Source organism: Bacillus sp. ISL-7, assembly GCF_018613065.1.
Map to the genome: position 1 here is coordinate 1 of NZ_JAGGQW010000100.1, position 21,913 is coordinate 21,913.

Annotated in this window: 19 protein-coding genes and 1 pseudogene; 5 read left to right on the forward strand and 15 right to left on the reverse strand. The window is 37.5% G+C overall.

Features of this window, described 5'->3' with window-relative positions; all coding sequences use genetic code 11:
- Positions 1-9: 9 nt before the first annotated feature.
- From J7E66_RS30330 to J7E66_RS30340, 3 genes are all read right to left on the reverse strand, one after another.
- Positions 10-336 carry a LysM peptidoglycan-binding domain-containing protein gene (locus tag J7E66_RS30330; protein WP_215007516.1) on the reverse strand — a complete coding sequence of 109 codons (327 nt, stop codon included), beginning with the start codon at positions 334-336 and terminating at the stop codon, positions 10-12.
- Positions 337-583: 247 nt separating this feature from the next.
- Entirely contained in the window at positions 584-1,243 is a 660-nt protein-coding gene (locus J7E66_RS30335) for a DUF429 domain-containing protein (RefSeq protein ID WP_215007519.1), read from the reverse strand.
- A gap of 48 nt (positions 1,244-1,291) precedes the next feature.
- Positions 1,292-2,581 (reverse strand): AAA family ATPase, encoded by a 1,290-nt coding sequence (locus tag J7E66_RS30340; RefSeq protein WP_215007521.1) that lies wholly within the window; start codon positions 2,579-2,581, stop codon positions 1,292-1,294.
- 355 nt (positions 2,582-2,936) lie between these two features.
- On the opposite strand from J7E66_RS30340, the gene J7E66_RS30345 reads away from it, so the two are divergent.
- A complete protein-coding gene (locus J7E66_RS30345) occupies positions 2,937-4,379 on the forward strand; it encodes a flavin monoamine oxidase family protein (protein WP_215007523.1) in 1,443 nt (480 codons plus the stop codon).
- A 101-nt stretch (positions 4,380-4,480) separates the two neighbouring features.
- Here the strand turns inward: J7E66_RS30345 and J7E66_RS30350 are convergent, their stop codons facing one another.
- The 4 genes from J7E66_RS30350 to pdxR form a co-directional block, all read right to left on the reverse strand.
- Complete coding sequence (locus tag J7E66_RS30350) at positions 4,481-4,957, reverse strand: hypothetical protein (RefSeq protein WP_215007525.1); 477 nt, start codon at positions 4,955-4,957, stop codon at positions 4,481-4,483.
- Between the two features lie 434 nt (positions 4,958-5,391).
- Positions 5,392-6,630 (reverse strand): glycosyltransferase family 2 protein, encoded by a 1,239-nt coding sequence (locus J7E66_RS30355; protein ID WP_215007527.1) that lies wholly within the window; start codon positions 6,628-6,630, stop codon positions 5,392-5,394.
- A gap of 71 nt (positions 6,631-6,701) precedes the next feature.
- Positions 6,702-6,785: a YjcZ family sporulation protein gene (locus J7E66_RS30360; protein ID WP_215007585.1), complete on the reverse strand. Its 84-nt coding sequence runs from the start codon at positions 6,783-6,785 to the stop codon at positions 6,702-6,704.
- Positions 6,786-7,013: 228 nt separating this feature from the next.
- A complete protein-coding gene (gene pdxR, locus J7E66_RS30365; protein WP_374103905.1) occupies positions 7,014-8,465 on the reverse strand; it encodes a MocR-like pyridoxine biosynthesis transcription factor PdxR in 1,452 nt (483 codons plus the stop codon).
- 127 nt (positions 8,466-8,592) lie between these two features.
- Between pdxR and J7E66_RS30370 the strand changes: the two genes are divergently transcribed.
- Positions 8,593-9,201 carry a LysE/ArgO family amino acid transporter gene (locus J7E66_RS30370; RefSeq protein WP_215007529.1) on the forward strand — a complete coding sequence of 203 codons (609 nt, stop codon included), beginning with the start codon at positions 8,593-8,595 and terminating at the stop codon, positions 9,199-9,201.
- A gap of 207 nt (positions 9,202-9,408) precedes the next feature.
- Positions 9,409-10,377 carry an NAD(P)-dependent alcohol dehydrogenase gene (locus J7E66_RS30375; protein WP_215007531.1) on the forward strand — a complete coding sequence of 323 codons (969 nt, stop codon included), beginning with the start codon at positions 9,409-9,411 and terminating at the stop codon, positions 10,375-10,377.
- 178 nt (positions 10,378-10,555) lie between these two features.
- Here the strand turns inward: J7E66_RS30375 and J7E66_RS30380 are convergent, their stop codons facing one another.
- From J7E66_RS30380 to J7E66_RS30410, 7 genes and pseudogenes are all read right to left on the reverse strand, one after another.
- A complete protein-coding gene (locus tag J7E66_RS30380) occupies positions 10,556-11,716 on the reverse strand; it encodes a DUF4317 domain-containing protein (RefSeq protein WP_215007533.1) in 1,161 nt (386 codons plus the stop codon).
- A 252-nt stretch (positions 11,717-11,968) separates the two neighbouring features.
- A pseudogene (locus tag J7E66_RS30385) lies at positions 11,969-12,429 on the reverse strand (universal stress protein).
- Between the two features lie 50 nt (positions 12,430-12,479).
- The gene (locus J7E66_RS30390; protein WP_374103907.1) at positions 12,480-13,907 is read right to left on the reverse strand and encodes a DHA2 family efflux MFS transporter permease subunit; all 1,428 of its coding nucleotides are present in this window, start codon (positions 13,905-13,907) and stop codon (positions 12,480-12,482) included.
- Between the two features lie 306 nt (positions 13,908-14,213).
- Positions 14,214-14,591 (reverse strand): LmrA/YxaF family transcription factor, encoded by a 378-nt coding sequence (locus J7E66_RS30395; RefSeq protein WP_215007535.1) that lies wholly within the window; start codon positions 14,589-14,591, stop codon positions 14,214-14,216.
- Positions 14,579-15,013: a MarR family winged helix-turn-helix transcriptional regulator gene (locus J7E66_RS30400; RefSeq protein WP_215007594.1), complete on the reverse strand. Its 435-nt coding sequence runs from the start codon at positions 15,011-15,013 to the stop codon at positions 14,579-14,581. Before J7E66_RS30400 ends, J7E66_RS30395 begins: the two co-directional genes overlap by 13 nt.
- Positions 15,014-15,095: 82 nt before the next feature.
- On the reverse strand, positions 15,096-16,265 hold the full coding sequence (locus J7E66_RS30405) for a Ger(x)C family spore germination protein (RefSeq protein WP_215007537.1): 1,170 nt from the start codon (positions 16,263-16,265) through the stop codon (positions 15,096-15,098).
- Positions 16,266-16,293: 28 nt separating this feature from the next.
- On the reverse strand, positions 16,294-17,895 hold the full coding sequence (locus J7E66_RS30410; protein ID WP_215007540.1) for a spore germination protein: 1,602 nt from the start codon (positions 17,893-17,895) through the stop codon (positions 16,294-16,296).
- Between the two features lie 138 nt (positions 17,896-18,033).
- Here J7E66_RS30410 and J7E66_RS30415 point away from each other — a divergent pair, with 138 nt between their 5' ends.
- Positions 18,034-19,137 carry a GerAB/ArcD/ProY family transporter gene (locus J7E66_RS30415; protein WP_215007543.1) on the forward strand — a complete coding sequence of 368 codons (1,104 nt, stop codon included), beginning with the start codon at positions 18,034-18,036 and terminating at the stop codon, positions 19,135-19,137.
- A 415-nt stretch (positions 19,138-19,552) separates the two neighbouring features.
- Here J7E66_RS30415 and J7E66_RS30420 read toward each other — a convergent pair whose 3' ends face one another.
- Positions 19,553-20,551: a peptidoglycan recognition protein family protein gene (locus tag J7E66_RS30420; protein ID WP_215007546.1), complete on the reverse strand. Its 999-nt coding sequence runs from the start codon at positions 20,549-20,551 to the stop codon at positions 19,553-19,555.
- A 268-nt stretch (positions 20,552-20,819) separates the two neighbouring features.
- On the opposite strand from J7E66_RS30420, the gene J7E66_RS30425 reads away from it, so the two are divergent.
- Positions 20,820-21,863, forward strand: a complete 1,044-nt coding sequence (locus J7E66_RS30425; protein WP_215007549.1) for a two-component system sensor histidine kinase NtrB — start codon at positions 20,820-20,822, stop codon at positions 21,861-21,863.
- Positions 21,864-21,913 lie beyond the last annotated feature (50 nt).

Here is a 21,913-nt window from a genome sequence, read left to right on the forward strand (position 1 = left end):
GGGACTTTTTCAGTGCCCTCGAACGACATAGTAAGGGGTGCCAGGAAGAACCTTCAACAGTTGACCTAACTGAATTTGATAAGGAGGCTGCAACTGATTAGCTTCGATAATAATAGCAGGCTGGATCCCGAATAATTGAGCGATTTTATAAACACTATCACCTTGCTTTACACGAATGACATCAACACCAGGTGGAACAGAAAGTTGTTGGCCCACATAAATCGTATATGGAGGACCGATATTATTTGCGGCAATAAGTGTATCAAGGGGAAGCTCCCATCGCTTCGCAATCTGATACAGGTTATCACCGGGACGGACTGTGTAAAAAAGCTGCATCCTTTTCCCTCCCCTTTATTACTAACTCAGAGAAAATATTTTTATCTCCTTTCGTATCCTGCCAATATAATATTCAGGTATGTAAGTAAAGATTCGGTCAGTGATTGATGTGACCCCCCCCACGGGCAGTAGACTCTTCCAATATTTCCGTTTAATTGATTTTTCCCACTCAGCGGGCATGATACAACTCTTTTGCTGTAACTCATAGAAAAAAACCACAGTATCTAGTACTGTGGCAGAATAACCATTAACAACAATAATCATACGGATGCAGTGGAGGATTCGCAGGAATTGACCACTTTGGCTGCAAGGATGGATCCTTCCAATGCCAGGCCCCTAATGCTGCTGCACAGGCATCAATTAAATGACTTTCCTCATCAATAAAAACAGGTAGCATAGTTAACTTTTGCTCACCAAGCCAGTTCCGAATCCAACTTCTCGCTAATAGACTTTGTTTGTAACTCAAAACATACTCCAGTTCCTCTTGAGGGAGTCTTGAACCAATCACTGCACCTGGGTGCACTTCCACAATGGAAATCGGATAACTAGAAGTTAGTTTTCCTATTTCTCTACTAAGCTTTATTCCTCTTAGTGTAAGATAAACCATTCGATTTAAAGTTGGCGTCATGATTGATCCAGGCTTCATCCCAAGTGAAACAATAAACTGACGCAGCTGTTTATCACCAAGTCTATCTCCCCCGCCGTCCTGATAAGATAAAGGGGCATCCATTCCAATAACGACTTCATCTATTTGACTTTGAGTCTCTATTTCTTTTAAAATGTCCAGATCCCCAATATTGCTCATTAACTTAATAAAATTTAATTGACCATTTTGTAATTCAAATACCGTCAAAACAGTATCTTTATGATTACTTGGACCGGACAAATCAATCCCTACTACTCTCATCAGCAATCTTCTCTTTCTTTTGAGTTTACTAGAGTTAATACATCAAAGTTAATTATCTCCAAACCCAGAAAATCCGATCGATGCAGCGGCAAGAGCTTGGTCCCATTCTTGTTTTTGTTGTTTTTGCTGCAGTGATTTTAAATCCGCACAAAGTCTCTTCACATCAACCTGCTGTTCGTAATGCCATTCAAGGGCAATCGATGTATACAATTCATTGAGCTGTGCATAAGAGAAATCCTTGGTTGAATCAATAACTTGCTGAATCTCTTCCTCTGAAAGAATTCGAGCAATATTCTTATTTACTAGATACTGATAGCGAAGCTCTTTCGTCGGTACATGGATCTCATATGCACGGTCAAACCGGCCAGAGCGATTCATAAGGGCAGGATCTATTTTTTCAGGATAATTAGTTGTCCCGATAATGAAAATTCCTTCTTTCGAGGTGGCACCGTCTAAAATGTTCAGGAAGACGGACCGTACACTTGCTGGCATGGAATCGATATCTTCGATGACTAACACCAATGGCGTCAATTTTAATACAGACGTAAAGACCTCTTTAATCGTATAGCTGGATGTAAATTCAGTGATCTGCCAATAAGCTACCGGTGCATTTATGCTGCTGGCGATAGATTTCACAAGAGTGGTCTTTCCATTCCCAGGTTTTCCGTAGAGAAGAATCCCGCGTTTGTAAGGAATATCATACGTTTTGAAAAACTGACCGCTTTCCGAAAAGAATTCGTCAATCGAGCGATAAATTTCTCTCTTTAAAGAATCCTCTAAAAATACATCTTCTCTTCTTACCAAAGTAGTAATACTATCAATCTCTGTTTCTACCCCATCTTCTGTATCTGTAAAAACAGTCACATAGTTTTTAATATAATCTCTTTTTCTTTTAAGAACATATTTCAAAAAGGTAACTAAGCAAGCATCATTTTTGGCAAAAATAAAATCCCGGGTCATTTCTCCGTCACTTTGAAAAATAACCAATCTGGCCAGCGCAACCTGATAATTCGAATAGTAAAAAAGACCGTTCGTGATTCGTGGTTTAACAATCAGCTCCATCGCTTTATCGGTATGGTTGGATGAGATCGTTTTGGTCTCCCCTTCTTTATAAATATGACAAATCAATTGTACTTCTGGAGACTCCTCTTTCAAGTCTTCCTCAAGAATGTCCCAAATCTCATTTGAGGTATCTTCATCCGAGTACATATGAAAATCAATTCCAACTTCGTCTATTAGTTTCTCCTGAAGTGTAGAAACAATTTTTGCATAGTCAAAATAATACGGCAATGCCTTACGATCGATTTTATTAGTGTCAAACAGAACATTATTTTTCATCTAGTTCTCCTTAGCATTAGTAATTTCCCATTTATATATTATGATAGCATTTTTATCACTATTAGGTTAACCTAGTTTGCTTTATAAGACTATATACAACTTTTTTCCTGTTTAACTTTTATCTACGTACCATTTTCCCCCTTTTAATAAGAACATCTTTCTAATCTAAATTTGTTATAGCACATATTTTTAGTATTAGAAAACAATAATGATTGATTATCGTTATGCCGTAGCCACTGGTGTTCTCGACAGAAAGAGTAATCACCAAACTGGAAAATAGCACATATGCATCCTTTTATTTGTATATAATGCAATAAGCCATTTTTTAGAAAAGTAAAGGAGGATGCCACATTACATGAATTCTCAACTATCTGATCATCAAATGCTCAAAATTATTAGAGATGGTCTAAAAACATCAAAAGTTCCTGGACATATTCTTATAATCGGTGCAGGTATGTCTGGACTCGTCGCTGCCTCTTTATTAAAGGAAGCGGGACATCAAGTCACTATTCTGGAAGCCAACGATAGAGTTGGAGGACGTGTTTACACCATAAGGGCCCCCTTTAGCAATAACTTATATTTCAATGTCGGACCCATGCGAATTCCCGAAAAACATCATTTAACCTTTGAATATATTAATAAATTCAAATTGCCTATAAATCTATTTATTAACCGTACCCCTAATGACCACATTTACGCAAATGGCATCAAAACACGTCTGAATGTATATGAAAATAATCCAAGCATATTAAAGTACCCAGTTACTCCAAATGAAAAAGGGAAATCTTCGGAAGAACTCTTGTTTTCAGTCATCCAACCAATTATCAATTTTATTAACGAAGATCCTAAAAAGAATTGGCCTCTAATAGAAAAACAATATAGAAATCTAGCCTTTGGTTCTTTCTTAAACTATTATTTTTCAATCGGTGCCATTGATATGATAGGTGTGCTTATTGATTTGGAAGCATATATGGGGATGACCTTTGTTGAAGTAATCCGAGAACTCATCATCTTAACAGAAACAAAGAAATTTTATGAAATAACGGGTGGCATGGACCGATTGCCAAAAGCATTCCTGCCGCAATTACACGAGAATATTCAGTTCAACCAAAAGTTGATGAAAATATCTCAATCTCAAAACAGTGTAACGATTCATTGCAAACACCAAAAAACCGATGAGAGCTTCAGTATAACTGGTGATCTTGCGATTGTAACCATACCATTTTCAACCTTACGATTTGTAAAAGTCGAACCTTATGAGTCTTTTTCCTATTATAAAAGGACAGCGATTCGCGAACTCAATTATATGGCCTCTTCAAAGATCGCTATCGAGTTTAAAAGTAGGTTTTGGGAAAAAGTAGGTCAATTGGGTGGTAAATCGATAACGGATCTGCCGATTCGATTTTCATATTACCCAAGTTATGGTATTGGCACCACCGGACCTGCGGTAGTTATCGCGAGCTACACATGGGCAGATGAGGCTTTAACATTGGAAAGCTTATCTGAAAGAGAGCTGATCCAATATGCTCTAATGAACTTGGCAGAAATTTTTGGGTATCAGGTTTATTCAGAGTTCGTTACAGGAACATCCTTTAGCTGGAGTACGAATCCTTATTCTTGCGGAGCATTTACTGCTTTTGAACCTGGACAGGATTCGGAGCTATATCCTTATATTTCTACACCTGAGGGAAGAGTGCACTTTGCTGGAGAACATACCTCACTTACCCACGGTTGGATACAAGGTGCAATTGAATCAGGAATACGAGTGGCAAACGAAGTGAATGACTTACTAAAATAATTTTGTAAAAAAGGCTGCGATGACAGCCGATTTCTCTTCAATCCTGAATTAAAATCGGGCTGTCCTTAACTTTCTTTTTTTAACTGAGTTTGAAGGTTGAATTACTTTTTACTTCTTAGAATTTCATTCAAAGTTGTTTTCATTGAATAAATCACGGTTTTTTTGTACCGAACTGCTATAAGTAGCACTCTTATCTGTTCGGATCGGGAGAGATGTTTAAAACGGGGTTCTTGTTTCAAAAAGGAACGAACGATTGACCAACTAGTAGGCATTAATGGAAATTCATCTAGGGGTTGTTTGTTCCGTAACCGCTGAAGCCATGATTTCATTCCGGTCGAACTGTTACTTTTATCGACTATACATGGCGCATATATATTTTTAGTGTGTTTTTTAAGGGATTCAAATCGATCTTGCCCGCTAACAATGATGTAACTGCCATCTTTCCGATTTTTTTTGACAACCAAAACAAACATACAGTCCCACATTAATCTCTGCAGTTTCTTAATATGCTCAGTAATTTTCAACGATAAATCAGGTTTGATTTTGTCCAGTGGTATATACTGTATCGTGAATTTCATACACTGCCCCTCCTGTTTTTTCATTTACCCGTCCTCAATTGCATAGGTTTTCTTACAGCAGGTGCGTCATACTGATGAATGGTAACTAGTTCGGCCTTTTCTATGGTTAGTGTCAATTATCGTTATGAAAAACACAGATTAAACTGAAATCCCATTAGTTTATATGTATGAAATGGGCGCATGTCACATACGAAGTAAGCAAAAAACATTTAACAATTGTTTTACCTGCCTTTATATGTCTTATTCAATTTTCCAGATAAATTACCCACAATAAGAAAAAGCCTCCAAGAATGGAAGCATGATATACGTGAAGAGGTTAGCAGACTGAAATAGAAAGACCAACATTTATCTGACAGTCAACCTATCCTGGTCGGCTCCAGAATGCTCAGTAAAATTGCCTCTTCCCCTATATGGAAGACCTGCTCCACTCATCTTTAGATCGTACTCAGTTTATCGAACAACCATACAAGATGATTGTATTTACCACAGGATTGTATGTGATCTCTCTCGATCAGGATACGTTCCATTGCAATCGAGTCGTCGCCGAACCCGGTATTTTGAACTAGGTTAACAGGGGGACGGTTTTCTGCAATATTTATACGAATTTGATGCAGTAATGTTATGATTGCCTGGTTAAATTCATGAAACTCATCGGGAAAGCTTGCAGTAAGGGATTGATGTTCTAATATAATCTTTTCCATGAGTCCATAATCAGTCGGATGAATAGAGTGCAGGGCTCTAATGGATACATCAAGAACCGGGTGCTTTAGTTGAAACAACAGACGATTTAAGTTCATATCTTCCTCCTTCGTTTTCGAAGGCGGATGTTCTTGATGAAACGTTTCTAAATCATCTTCGATAATAAAATTAGCATTGGCCTTATATAATCTATAAGCAAGCTCAGCATCCTCGGGTCCCCATCCTTTGAAATTCTCTTCATAGCCGCCGACTTGCTCCATAAAACTTCTTTTAATAGAAAGAAAACCTAAGCAAGCCATCCAACGCAATGGGCTGCTATAAAAATGTTCCCTAAGGTATTTTAATAAATGATGAGCATAACTTCTGTATTTTACCATCGAGTATAAATTTTTTATATCGTTAATATCCTCTCTATTAACCACTTGTTGGGGCTCTTGTAAATGCCTAATATGAGTCGTTAAGCTACTAAGTGTCTGTTCTTGCGATACCACCTCTTTAAGGCGTTGGTTGAAGAGAGAATTTTTTTCGCTCCACTTATAAATCGCGTTGATTTGATTATTAGTAAAATCCGGGGATAAAAAAGTATAAATGCGTCCCCGCTTGCTTCCTGCAATAACAACGGATTTCGCGTGAGTTAGATGATGCTGGCGGTTAAGGGTAACATAGTTAGGGGAAACGATGGTTTCTGCATCCAAAATGATAATAATCTCTCCCCTCGCATGCCTAAGTCCAATATTTCTTGAAGCAGCAACACCAACATTGGTACTATTGCGAATATATTGAAAATGGTAGGGAGGACAGTATTCCTTAATTTTTGGGGTCTGGTCAGTAGAGGCGTCATCAATCAATATCACTTCCATTTTGGATAAATCAAAGCACTGTTTCTCCAATGCATAAAGGCTAAGCAGATTAAGGGGATAGCGGTTATATGAAGGCATGATGATTGTGACTTCAATTTCCATGTTTTTACTCATTCCTCCTTGAGAGCCTATAGCTCGAACAATTATAAAAGTTCGGCTTAATTTGTTATATTTAAAACTAGTATTTAACGAAAAGATACACCGACTATAATTAAAAGGATGAAAAGCACCACGAATAAAGCAAAATTAATGCCATTACCATCTGACATAATATATCACCACCTTAATTATTAGATAGAACATCGTATGTCAGAACATTAAATATCGAATTGGACAAGATCAAAAGTTTACATATATTTACATAATCTTAATAATTAAAAATGCTATTAGCTTGCTTCACATTTCGAAGATATTTTTCTTATTCAAGGAACCTGCCACCTTCGAATAAGAAAAAGGATCGCCGCAGCAACCCTTTTTGAATTCAAGCACCCAGTAGCCTAATTGGAGATTTCTTGAATCAGTTCTGAAAGTCTTATTAATCCCTTTTTTAATTCGTGAGGTGATGCATAGGCATAGGACAAACGAAGATGAAAGTGATTATTGCTGTCGTAAATATTTCCTGGGTTTAGTAAAATCCCCTCGTTTAGTGCCTTTTCAAATAATTTTCTAATTGAAATTTGTTTTTTGATTTGCAGCCAAATATAAAAACCACCCTGTGGGATATTCCATGTGGCTAATTGCGTAAAATGTGTATTTAGTATTTCAAGTGTAAAATCTCTACGGAATTTGAGTTCTGTCCTTATCTTCTTTATATGTTCATCATATAAACCACTTGATAGCCACTCTGCGACGATGAATTGAGATATAGAACTTGATCCATAATCAGTTTGCATTTTTATATCAGCTAACCGATCAATCACTGATTCTGGTCCAACGATCCAACCAATTCGTAAACCAGGACTCAGAGTTTTAGACATACTCCCTATGTATAATATTAGTCCTTGACCATCAATGGATTTTAATGGATTCGGTGGCGGGTTCTCAAACCATAAATCTCCGTAGACATCATCCTCAATAATTGGCAGCTTTTCATTCTTACAAACATCCAACAATTCCTTTCTTCTATTAGCTGACATTAAAATACCCGTGGGATTATGGAAAGTTGGGATGGTGTAAAGTAATGCACCATTATGCTGCTTTTTTAACCTCCCAATCGACTCAGGTCTAATCCCTTCCTCATCCATGGGAATTCCAAGCAAGTTCATTCCTGCTGATTGAAATACATGCACTGAATTTAGATAAGAAGGCGTTTCAAGAAAAATGGTTGAATCACGGTGCAATAATCCTAAGGAAATCAATTGCAATGCTTGTAGTCCTCCTGAAACAATCATTATCGATGGAGGGGAAACTTCTATTTTCTTCGTTTTTAAATAATTGCTTATCATTTCTCTTAAATAGAGGCTTCCTTTTGGTTCCGAGTACCCTAACGAAAACGTATGGGGAGAATGCCTCTTGAACATTTGTTCCATTTCTTTGACAGGCAACAACTCTGGTGAAAGTTCTCCTGTTCCAAGGCGTATTACTTTTGGATTAATTTCTGCTCTATTAATTTCTTGAATTGTTTTGTTATTGGGTTGGTAAGATCCCGACTTAACGTAGCTGTTCCAATCAGGTGGCGGGGTTGAAGCAAGTAAACTCCACGTATTATTGACCACAAATGTCCCTTTTCCAACTTTTGATTCGATTAACCCATCAGCTGATAACTCATCAATTGCATAAACAATGGTACTCCGATTCACATTGAAATTCTTTGCTAAATCTCGTTGCGTAGGAATTTTAGTTCCAACCGTCCATTCACCGTTTATTATTTTTCTCTTCATAAATTCATAGATTTGTTGATGGAGTGGAATCATGGAGGATTTGTTTAGGATCCAGTCTTTTTCTATCAAAAGGAACTCCCCTATCATTTTTAGATTAATTATAATTGATTGGTTGGGTAATATTCCATCCAATTGGTTGGAGACAAGTGTAATCAAATCTAATACAATGCAGTTATTACATATCAGGGGGAGAAAAATGTTAGAAGCAATTTTACACGGCATGATCTTAGCATTCGGATTAATCCTACCTTTAGGGGTACAAAATGTTTTTGTCTTTAATCAAGGTGCAAGTCAGCCCAAATTCGTGAGGGCACTGCCAGTCATTATTACCGCAGCTATTTGTGATACTTTGCTTATTTCAATAGCGGTCTTAGGAGTGTCAGTCGTTGTACTTGGTTCTTATTGGATAAAAACAGTTCTTTATATAATTGGTAGTTTATTTTTACTCTACATGGGTTTTGTTGTATGGAGGTCTAAGCCTCAAAATGTACAGGAAGTAGGATTAGCTTTTTCATACAAAAAACAAATATCTTTTGCTATGTCAGTGTCATTACTAAACCCACATGCCATTTTAGATACTGTTGGTGTAATCGGAACAAGTTCCGTAAAATACATAGGCTTTGAGAAAGTAGCATTTGCTGTGGCATGTATATTCGTTTCGTGGGTATGGTTTGCAGGATTGGGGATAACAGGAAGATTGCTCGGAAAAATAGACAAATCAGGAAATTACCTAGTGGCCCTAAATAAAATTTCAGCTATCGTCATGTGGGGCACAGCCGTTTATATTAGTTCTTCACTTTTATAAAATAATATCTGGCCATTAGACAGTTCTCCAACAAGCGACCCCCTCCTTTCAAGGACAAGTCCAAGAAAATCTTCGTTATTAATTTTTTTACTGTTTCCATTCTGAATATCTTTAACTGGAATATCTTTTAATTTGAGGGTCTATAGCGAGATTTATCAATTTAAAGAGTTTAATAAAAATATTCGAAGGCAATTAGGAGGATTAATTATGAAGGCTATCGTTTCTAACAAATATGGCCCAACTGATGTGCTTGAATTAACAGAGGTGGAAAAGCCTATCCCAGAGGACAATCAAGTACTTGTTAAAATTCATGCAGCATCGGTGAATTATGGTAACCTAGTCCTTTTGAAGGGCAAACCGTTCTTAGCACGGTTTGCTTTCGGTCTTCTGAAACCAAAATACCCCATACCTGGAGGCGACATAGCAGGTATGGTTGAAGCAGTTGGCAAAGATGTTACGCAGTTTCAACCAGGCGATGAGGTATTCGGAGACCTATCTGGATGTGGTTGGGGTGGTTTTGCCGAATATGTTTCTGTTCCTGAAAATGTATTAGCCTTGAAACCAGCCAATCTTTCATTTGAGGAAGCTGCAGCTGTACCTATGGCGGGAGTCACTGCGTTACAGGGCCTCCGTGATAAAGGCAAGATCCAGTCGGGACAGAAGGTATTGATTAATGGTGCCTCTGGTGGTGTCGGGACTTTCGCCGTACAGATTGCCAAATCATTTGGGGCTGAGGTAACTGGGGTGTGCAGTACGAGAAATTTAGATATTTTGCAATCGCTTGGAGCAGACCATGCCATTGACTATTCAAAGGAAGATTTTTCCCGAAAAATGCAGAATTATGACCTTATACTTGGGGTGAACGGACATAAACCACTATCAGTATATAAGCGTACATTAAGTCCCAATGGAATTTTTGTTCACGTCGGGGGTTCCGGAGCACAAATGTTTCAAGCAATGGTCCTTGGGCCTTGGATTTCAATGACCGGGAATAAGAAAATGGGTACTTTTTTACAAAGGTCTAACCAAAAAGATCTGATTTATATAAAAGAACTTCTTGAAGCCGGTAAAGTAAAACCCGTTATTGATAGATGTTATAAGTTGAGTGAAGTGCCCGAGGCTTTCAGGTATTTTGAAGAAGGTCATGCTCAGGGAAAAGTTGTCATTACTATGTGAATCATCTTTAAAAGAATAATAAAGTAGTAGAAAGAAGTCAATTTGTTAGATAATTTAAGGCTTTGTGGTTCCATCTTTAATTATAAAGAGAACGCACATTTAGACCTAACTAAAATTTGCGTTCTCTCTGTTTGTTATAACTATCTAAGGAAAATTCGTTATCTGTCCCTGAAACGGATTAGAGCGTCTCCGATTCTAGTCGAAATCCTTCCACGACCACATCTTCATCAATCTCTAATAATAGGCACCGTTTTCCTTGGTACATAATATATTTTACATTTTTCAGCTCTTTCGGGCTGATGGATACATCTGCCACTTTCGTATTGATTTTTATGGATTTAGGAACTAAACTGCTTGCTTTGAATTCATGTTTTTCGTCATCAACGACAGCTTTGAAGGCATGTTCCACTTGGGTAGTCTCGACATTTTCAACCCCGCTCACTGTTAAGATGCGTTCGATGTCCCGATAATCCAACGTAGGCGCTTCACTTTCTTCGCTTTCTTCATTTTCCTGGACCATTTTATCGATTTCCTCATAGACATTCGAAATGACCTTGGAATCCACTTGGTCTCCTATTACTTTTTTTAAGATTTGTTCGAAGCTGTCCTTATCTTCCTGAGCAGTAATGATCTCTTCGCAATTGAGGACCTCTTCAATAAATGTCCCATCTGGTTGATTCGCTTTTCCTGCACAATAAAGAATATGGTTTACATCTGCAGAATTGTCATTAAAAGCAGGGAACAGAAAGCCAGACAATGGAGACGCTAGATTGATAATTGGATCAAAGACGTTATTCGATTTGAATTCTTTCTCGATATAATCAAACAGCAAGGCTTTTTTCGGCTGATCCGTTTTATTGAGACTGCAGAGGATAAACTCGTTGGAATAAACTTCATCATTCCCACCTTCTTCGGACTCTAGGTCTCGTTTCCTGGTAGCCTTTCGATATTCTCCTCGAATAAACGTCACCATTGTATCAAACTCATAAACCGTATGAGCAAACATTTTTCCGACAATTTGCAGCATGTTTTCTTTCCAATCTTCTGTTGAATCAGCTCGTAATCCATCGAAGAGGATATGTTGTGTACTGTCTTCTACATCCCGGATAAATTTCAGTTCAAACAGTTTGGCATCGAGATAACCAGTCAAAACCTTTTTAAAGTTGGTCAAAAACAATTCTTGTGCTTCTAGTTCTAACATTTGAAACGGTTGACTGACATGATGGTAAATCTCACCTGTTTCTTTCTGAACATAAACATTGAAGATTTCTTGAATTTTCATGAGATCATTGTCGAATTTAAATTGCTTACGGATATCAGCGATATCTTTTTTATTCATATGTATCAACTCCCCTTCATGATTATACTGTTCAGACAGGAAAATAGGAATACTCTTTACCTTCTCCTACCTGTTCTATTTTTCAATTTTTGCTAAAAATAAATAAACCATTCGTAAAAGATCGCTTTTGCGAATGGCTAACAGACATTTTTGCAGCTATAAAATATTTTGATCAAAAGTATCCTAAAAAACATGGATAGATGCTAATTACATGATAAAAATTATATTTACCCGTTGATGTTTGAACCCCATTTAATCTATAACAGCATGTAAACTAGGTCTGCGGATTACTAAAACATCAGATTTAGCTGATCGTACAATTGCTTCAGATACAGGACCAGTCAAGAATCGTTCAACAGCATTTAACCCTGTAGCACCACACATAATTAAATCTGCCTTAACTACCTTTGCAATATTTCCAGTAATGATCACTTTTGGAGAACCAAATTCGATGATTACCGTTACGTTTTTAATACCAGCGCCCTCAGCTTGTGACTTATAGCTATTTAACAGGTCCTCTGATGACCTCTCCTCTGTGCACGCTCAACTACCGAACGGTCATATGCTTCGAAAGAACGAGAATTGATAACGTTTACTATGGTTAAAATTAAATTTTTGTTACGTTTTGCAACATCGATTGATTTTTGAAATGCGTATTCCGCTTCTTTTGAACCGTCCACAGCTACTAAAATACTTTTATAATGATTTAGCATCCGTCCTAATTCCCTTCTAAAATTATTAGAAAACTGTTTTTTTCTTTAGATTAATTTGGCTTTTTGATAAATAATGACAATACAACATTAATCACCGCTAACACTAAACTGATTGTAAACACTAGGGAAGTTCCCGCTGCTGCTGCATGTGGCAATTCATTGGCAGTGGATGCTAAGTAACTAGCTTCTTTTGATGAAAAAATCGATACCATTACCGCAATACCAATAGCGCCAGCTACCTGTTGAATCGTTTGAGTGATAGCGATTCCATCTGGATAATATTGTTTCGGAAGAGAATTTAATGTGTTTGTTTGTACAGAGGCAAGCACCGCCCCTATACCCAACATCATGAAAATATGAGTTACCACGACCATCCATAAAGCCGTTTCTGTGCCAAATTGTGCATAGAGAGCATAACCAATCGCTACTAAAATAGTTCCAGGTATAATAACCGCTTTCGGACCATATTTGTCGAATAGACTACCAATGCTTGGAGCTAATACACAGTTTAGTAAGCTGCCTGGCAGCAAGATAAGACCTGTTGTAAAAGCTGCAATTAATAAAGACATTTGCATATACATTGGTAAAATGACAAGCATAGACAGCATATTAAAGAACGTAATAAAACTCATAAAGACACCAAGTACGAACAGTGGGTACTTAAATGCTCTTAGATTCAGCATCGGATTCTCCATTTTTGTTTGACGAATGGAAAAAAGAATAAGTGCTGCTAATCCGACAATGATGGACCCAAGAACAGTTGCATTAGTCCAACCGGCATCACCAGATACACTGAATCCGTAAACGACCCCACCGAATCCAATCGTCGAGAGAATAACAGATACTGCATCTATCGAAACCTTACGAATCTCATTCACATTCGGTAAATAAAGGAGTCCAAAAATAAGAGAGAACAGTAAGAACGGTAAGGTAACCCAGAAAATCCAATGCCAGGATAATGTATCTAAAATAAGTCCTGCAATGGTTGGGCCTAAGGCTGGACCAGCTAACATAACTAAGCCCATAATTCCCATCGCTGCGCCTCGTTTATTTGGTGGAAAGATGGTAAAAATAACATTTTGCGTTAAAGGTAAAGCAATCGCTAATCCGGCTGCTTGGATAACACGTGCCACCAATAAAAGACTAAATACAGGTGCTAATGCTGCTAAAATGGTCCCGATAAGGGAAAGTGATATAGCAGTCAAAAACATTTGTCTTGTTGTGAATTTTTGCATCAAAATACCCGTTACTGGTACCAAAATACCTAATGTTAAGAAATAGCCTGTTGCTAACCATCCGACCGTCGTTGCATTTACTTTAAATATTTGACTTAAATCTCCTAAGGCAATATTTAATGCCGTTTCACTAAAAAGCCCGACAAATCCAGCTACAAAAAGAGCCGCCATAATCGGAGCTGTTTTGTATTGTTTTTTCACCATCGTATCAGTCTTGATTTTTTGTTTCTGAACTGTATTCATTTGTTGATTCACTAATAAAAACTCCTTTAATTAAAATTTCATTTACCCCTTCGTCTTCCCTTCTTACTAAAAAAGAATTGCCGTAATTTCAATTTCAGCAAAGATCATATCCGTAGTACACCCCCGAACACTAAACGGTTCGTTAACTATATCAAAAATTTTTTCTCTATGTCAACTCAGTTGACAATATTTCTTTATGAAGTTATTATCAACTGAGTTGACTATTTTAGAAAAAGAAAAAACCCCCACTTCGTCAAATAGATTGACAAAGTAAGGGTTATTAGCAAACAATGATTTATTGATTCATTAGAACTTCTTTAATAAATTGGGTAATACATGCGAAATAATTTTGAGTGGACTGCTTTCTTTTTGTGTCAAGCAAAGCATAATTCCACCTTCAATAGAAGCTGTCATCATGAAAGCAATTGAATGAGCAGTTTCTTTTGAAAACCCATCTGCTACTAACTTGATCGAATAAATCTCTTGCATTTTTGAGTAAAGGTCCGAACAGGAATCTCGGACTGTTTCACTTAAAGTTCCCATTTCACTAACAATACTCGTAAACGTAGAACCAGCAATCGTACCTTCGCGTTCAAAGTCAACAACTAATTTATCAATCATCGCCTGTGTGGCTTCTTGAGTAGTTGGAAACCGTTTGAAAGTGTTATTTTTTATATTTTCCAATCTAACTTTAATATACCTTTAAGAATACTTACTTGTTCAGTCCCTATTTTTTCTGCAATTTTATTCTCAAGTTTGGCTTTAAGGGCCTCGTTTTTTTCGTAGCATTCTTCTCCTAAAGCTGTTAACTGGATACACTTTTCCTTCTTGTTGTTTTCTACATTGTTGATTTCAACTAATCCTCTTTCAGAAAGCTTTTGGATAAACTTATGTATCGCCTGACGTGAAATTTCTACATTTTTTGTAACATACGAAATGCTAGGCTGTTTTTTATAAATCCTAGCCATGATATACCATTCAGAATTTGAAATATAAATCTCACTTTGATCGTTCCAAGCTTTCTCCGAGATACTTCGGACCAAACTATGACGCTCACTTAATAAGTCGATAAGATCTAAATTTTGTAATTCAGCGTTTGAAATCAAATGATTCACTCCAATTATAATCCTCGCCACCTACTATACAAAATACGGTAATGGTTGTCAATTTGGTTTACTTTAAATTCATTCAATCTTTCATTTCTGGGGACTTGACGGAAAGCCCTGTTCTAAGGATGGAAACGTGTGGGGTTACGCTAACCTTGAGTTTGGGAAATTCCTCAGCCCACTTTTTTTTATATTGTTCTTTCCATGCTCTTGGATGGGTACGATATACAGCATTTCCAAACCCAAATATATCAGAATGGTACTTTTTTTGCGCCTTATAGAGTGCTAATCGACACCTTTCCTCGACATCTTTTTCCAATAATGTTTGAACATATTGCAAAATCTTAGGGTTGCCTAGATCTAGTTTGGAACTATTTTCAAACAATTCAACTTCCGAATGAATATTTACGTTCATTTTCAGCTTGCTTTGCATAAGGATTGGTTTAACCTTTGTCCTTCCTCTTATTAACTGAACACTGATTTTCCCCCCTCCTTTTTCCCTCGGTATCGTCACCGTGATATTTCCTTTCTCCATCTCATTGCGGAGCCACAGCACTCCCCGTGTTTCCTTATCATTGATCCATCCTGCCAATTTATCTTTACGAAAGACAGCTGTTCCAATAATGGCGGGAGTCAGCTTAGACTTCCCACCATTTTCTTCTGGTTTTATTGCGACTTGAGCAGCGACAGGGGAGATGCCTTCAGTCGTAAGCGCACTGAAAAAGTCCTTTATCATGACCCTTACTCCAACCCCTTCTTTCTCCTCTTCCCGAATGGTTTCTGCAGTGTATCGCTCAATGGTGGGAGTTAGTTTCAAAAGTGGTGCGGCTTCACCCTTTGAAAACAAAATAAAACTGCGCATACGTGACTCTCTTACTCTCGAAATGAAGTCTAAAATTGGATAAACCCCATCCCTAGCTGCCTTTTCCCCAATTATCAGAATCCTGTTATGAGAAAAGAATATGCGACGCGGTAATTTTTCTTGAAGTCTCCGGTAGGCGTCCATCACGCTTTGCCCTATCTCTGAAATAAGAATAGTCGTTTCCTTTTCACTACCAGTACCACCGGCTCCTATAGGACCAAGCTGCTTTGGGATTGCAACTTGAATCGATACACGGATTTTACCGTCACTCATCTTATCAATGGCTGTAGCCGTTACTATCGCAATATCATTGATCTCTACCCGGCTCCAACAGCCAGTCAACAAGAATATTATCATACCGTTTATAACTATAATTCCTAGATTTTTCATAATATTTCCTCTCCTAACAACGAATCCGCTAGTTCCTACGTTGAGGCGGCCGTGGACGCATTAAATGATTCATTCGTTTACGATTCTTTTTCCCCGTCTGATCGGAACGATCTACCATTTTCCACCAAGGTGCACGTACATAAATATCCTTAAGACTGGAGAAATTCATAGGTGCCACAGGAGACAAATAAGGAACACCGAATGAGCGAAGCCGGGCCAAATGAGTTAAAAGAATCAAACTTGCCACCAAGATGCCGTACAACCCGAGTGTCCCAGCACACATCATCATGGGAAAACGGAGCAAACGAATGGCGACTCCCTGACTAAAGACTGGGAAAATAAACGAAGATATACCTGTTATGGAAACGATAATAACCATTGAAGCGGAAACAATTCCCGCCTGTACCGCTGCCTGTCCAATCACAAGTGCTCCAACAATACTAACCGCCTGTCCAACAGGCCGTGGCAATCGTACACCAGCTTCCCGCAAAGCCTCGAATGAGATTTCCATTATGAAAGCTTCCACTAAGGCTGGAAAAGGAACCGTTTCTCTGCTTGAAGTCACACTCAGTAATAGAGTAGTGGGAAGCATTTCTTGATGGAAGGACGTGATCGCAATATAAAGAGAAGGTAAAAGCAAGGCGCCCGCCAACATGAGGAAGCGAAGCCATCGGATTACCGTCGCAACCATAAAATGTTGATAGTAATCCTCACTCGATTGGAGCATTTCATAAAAACTAACCGGGACAAGCAGAGCAAAGGGAGTATTATCAATGAGAATCCCAATTTTCCCTTCCAATAAATAAGCAGCTACTTTATCCGGACGTTCTGTATTGTTTACTTGGGGGAAAACGGATAAGGGATTGTCCTGAATAAGTTCTTCGATATAACCGCTATCTAAAATGGCATCGATATCGATTTGACTGATTCTTTCCTTGACCTCGGCTATGAGTGATGTCTCCGCAATATCCTCTAGATAGGTTATGACCATTTTTGTATTGGATAACCGCCCTACAGTCATGGATTCCATTTTGAGTTGAGGCGTTTTTAGCCTTCTACGAACAAGACTGGTGTTGGTTCTCAGGTTTTCTGTGAATCCTTCCCTTGGACCCCGAATCACCGCTTCCGTCGCTGGCTCTTCGACGGATCTCATTTCCCAAGCTTGAGCGCTGATAAAAAGGGCTTGATTTACTCCATCCAATAATAGAACGGTGTCCCCATTCAAAATATGATCTACGACTTCCTTTATCGTCGTCCCTATACTCACCTGCGAAACATAGATGATTGAATCCTGAAGAAAAGTGTCCATTTTTTTTAATGGTATTGTTGCGGAAAGAGACGTCCCTTTCCCAATATCCAATAATGGTTTCAACACGTCAGAATCAATCATCTGTATATCCACCAAGCCATCTAAATAAATAAGACCTCCTTTTTGTATCCCAGCTAGCTGAAATTCACGGAAAACAATATCGGAAGATCGTTCAAAAATCATTTTCAACTTTTTTAATTCATCCTGAAAATGACCTTTTAGTTGATAGCTGTTGGAATCATCCTCCTGGTTATATGACCATTGCTTTTGACTTTGATTCGATTTTGAAATCTTCTTCCCTTTCCAGCTCATTGTTCCCATTTCCTCTGACCACCTCCAATTTCCAATCTTTTTCATATTTTAACCAGATATAAAAATAATTTGAGGATATAGTCAATAATTTTGTTTATGTTAATACTGAATGAGCTAACAAAAAATGGGTTAGGAGGTAAAAAAGCCGTGGAGAGAATCTCAATCATCCAATTATTTATGCTTACTTTAATATTTCAAATTGGTACGTCGGTGATATTTGGATTTTCTTCGGTAGCCGGGAGTGATGCTTGGCTATCTACCTTAATATGTACTGGAATCGGGACATGCCTCATCATTATGTTTCTCATCTTAATGCGACTTCAGCCGGGATTGACTCTTGTTGAATGGTTTCCTGCCCAGTTTGGCCAATGGCTCGGCACTCCAATTGCTTGGTTTTATATGCTTCATTTTTTATATAACTCAAGTCGGACGCTGGGTGATATAAAGGATCTCATCCCAACCACCATTTTGCCAGGTACGCCTAGTTGGATTATACTCGGCGTATTTATGATTGCTATCACTTATGCGTTATATAGTGGGATTGAGGTGATAGCCCGGCTTGCAGAATTAATTTTACCTGTCATCTTAGTTTTGTTTTTCCTTGAGATCATCTTAATATTTGCTTCGGATATAACCGATATCAAGAATTTGCAGCCGGTTTTAGGAGCAGGATGGGGGCGCATTTGGAAATCCGTATGGCCAAGCGGCATCCAACAATCATTTGGAGAAACCCTTGAATTCGCCATGATCTGGACATTAGTGATAAATCCGAAACGCATTATGAAATCAACTCTTTTAGCAACGGTTTCTTACGGAATTCTTCTTTCAATTTTTGATGCACTGGCTGTTCTTACCTTTGGTGAAGGCACCTTTTCAACCAGTGTCTATCCTTTATACAGGTTAGTCAAAGTTATTTCAGTTGCGGACTTTCTTGAAAATCTTGATGCGTTGGGAATATTGTATTTTATGGGAACCGCCTTTTTTAAAGTGACGATACAAATGTATGGAGCCATTCGAGGAATACAGCAATTGTTGTACCTTCGTGACAGCAGGGTACTCGTTCTTCCTACAGCAGCCATTGTCCTTTATTTAGGAAATAACATATCAAGAAGCACCTCGGAACATTGGTCTTCTAATAAATCCCTTGGGAATTTAGGATTATTACCTTTTATTGTATTCCCAATCCTTCTTTTAATCGTGGCATGCATTCGTAAGCAAATATCCATTACACAAATGAAAAAAAGTGGATGATCGATAAATAGGAGTTGAATCAAAAATGGAAAAATTTCTCTGGCCATGGCAGTCAAGGGTAATCATTGATTATCCTTGGGTATTATATGCGTTCCTCTTTTTCCTATCTATTATTTTATCAATCATAACGTGGTTAAGAAAAAAAAGAAAAGATTTTAGCGATAAGTAAAAAGTCTTTTGCCGCATAAAGAAAAATCGCCACTGGCGAGCCTGTAAAGGCGTAGACAGTGGCGTAGTTGCACTTATGAGTTCAAAGGTATGATTATAAATTCTGATTAATAGTTCATAAAAAAACTACATATTTAGATGCTAGTTCAAATCCAAATAAAAAAAGATAAACCAGTTCTCATGGAGTGTGCTCATGAGGACAGATTTCCAAAATAATAGATAAAATTTGTCCTCATGAAATATTTGTTCAATGCTTAGTCGCTAAAATTTCTTGCATCTTGCGTGACACGAGGGGATAAAAATTGTTAATCGCACTAGTTGTGGAATTTCCCCCGAAAAATCCTGTCCCTGGGCACGTTTTTACATTATAATCTGGCCCTATATCTAGCACTCTTTCCTTCGTTCTCAAATTCCACCAATGATGATAAGTAATACTATCAATGGAAGGAGTTAACCCGAATTTTATAGATAACATGGCGGTAATATAAACAATGGTTTCCTTCTGTTCCGCAGTCATGACATCATGACCTTTATCGAAGTTGCCAACATTTTCGATGGTGATTCCTGTGCTGTTAGCCTTTGGCCCAATTGTACCTTCAGGTGCTATGTTTAAAGGCCTCGAAACGGCTACTCTACCATCCGGAAAGGTGGTAATATTTTGAGCGATATTACGCCAGCCCATTCTTCTCTTATGGAAATTTTCCATCCCCATCAACATTCTAAAATGATTGGATCCATTAAAATGCTTATATGACGGTAGCCATGTGTGATGCTGTTGAATGATTGTTACCTTCCTATTAATTCTAGCGTTAAATAACCAGTCCTTAAATTCCTCTCTCGTCATTAGGATATGCTGACCTTGCATGGTCATTTTTTTAGGAGGAATCTTTAATACTTGGCCGATATAAAGGTATTCAGATGAAAGTTGATTGTTTGCTTTTATACTGTCGACTGTAGAATGAAAGGCTGATGAAATTCCCCTCAGGGTATCTCCGGCAACGACTTGATACATGATTGGAACCCACAACTTCTGACCTACTAATAATGAATTGGATTGCAATCCATTGCTTAACTTGAGATCATTAACAGAAGTGTTATATCTACTTGCTATTCCAGGTAAAGTATCCCCTGATTTTACCAAATAAATATTACTAGGTTTAATACCAGCAGCCTGAGCAGGAAATGGAAATGAATTAATAAGTATGAATACAATCAAACCAATGATAATGACAAAATTATTTTTCATTTTACATATCCTTTCAAAGTACATCCGTTTTATTTTGCAAACTTAAAAGGAACGTGAAATAAAATAGCATAATCGCATGGTATTCTCTCTAACTTTTCATGACTTTTAACTATTATTTTGCGCTACCTTTAAATAATTATGTCGATTCTGTGAACATTTTGTTTTTTAGTGGTTTCTATACGATTGAATACATAAATTGGTATTTAAGTTTAGCAAGTTTATTGATAAACTAATTGCTGACAAAAAGAGATAAAAAGTGGGGATTTAATTGAATCTAACAATAGATAATTTAGACTTTCACCAATTAGTTGAGAATTCCCTTAACTCGATATTGATTGTTTGTGAAGATCAAACGATCCGCTACTGTAATAAAGCTGGTTTACGATTATTAAATCTTACATCTCTCGATCAAATATTAAATAAAAAAATAAGCCAATTCCTCCCTCCTGATCTTCATGATATGTGCAATGAAGGATTAACCAGGGTAATCGAAAAACAAGAAATCATTAAAGAAATGGATATAAAAATTATTAAAAATCATGGGGAAGTTGCAGATGTTGAAATAATGACCATACCGTTTTATTTTGAAAATAAAGTATTGGCTCAGGTTATTATTCAAGACATTACCAAGAGGAAAATTGCTGAGAAACGGTTGAAGGATCGAGAAAAATTAGCTTCACTTGGGCAATTAGCAGCTGGGATTGTTCATGAGGTTAAAAACCCCTTAACGGCAGTCAAGGGATTTTTACAATTAATTAAAGAATCTCATAATCATCCTTATTTAGATACAATGGAAAGCGAATTAGAAAAAGCATTTCAAACACTACAGAATCTATTGCAGGTATCCAAACCCGACTTACTAGACGAACCACTGATATTGATTGACTTATGTAAAGAGTTAAATTCTATTTTGCTTTTATTTCAAGAAAAACTTTATTCCGTTGAGGTTGAAATGGACTTAAGGGATTCTGATAAGCGATTTTTTGGAAAGAAAAATTTACTCTTAAAATCTTTTTTCAATCTGATCAAGAATGCCATTGAAGCAATAATGGACGATGGAAAAATTAAAATTGAGCATTATTATCATGAAGGATGGATTCATATTAAGGTGAGTGATACTGGGCAAGGTATTCCTGAAGAAAAGTTGGTCCTATTAGGAACACCTTTTTATTCTAGTAAACCAGATGGAACGGGCCTTGGATTGACGCAAGTATTTACAACGGTACACGAGCATGGGGGAAATATTTCGGTACAAAGCTTGGTTGGTAAAGGCACAACGTTCCATATTCAACTTCCAGTTAAAATGAACTAAGAGTTTTTATGATTTTTGCTCTATTTAATACCATAAAAAAATAGCTTGGC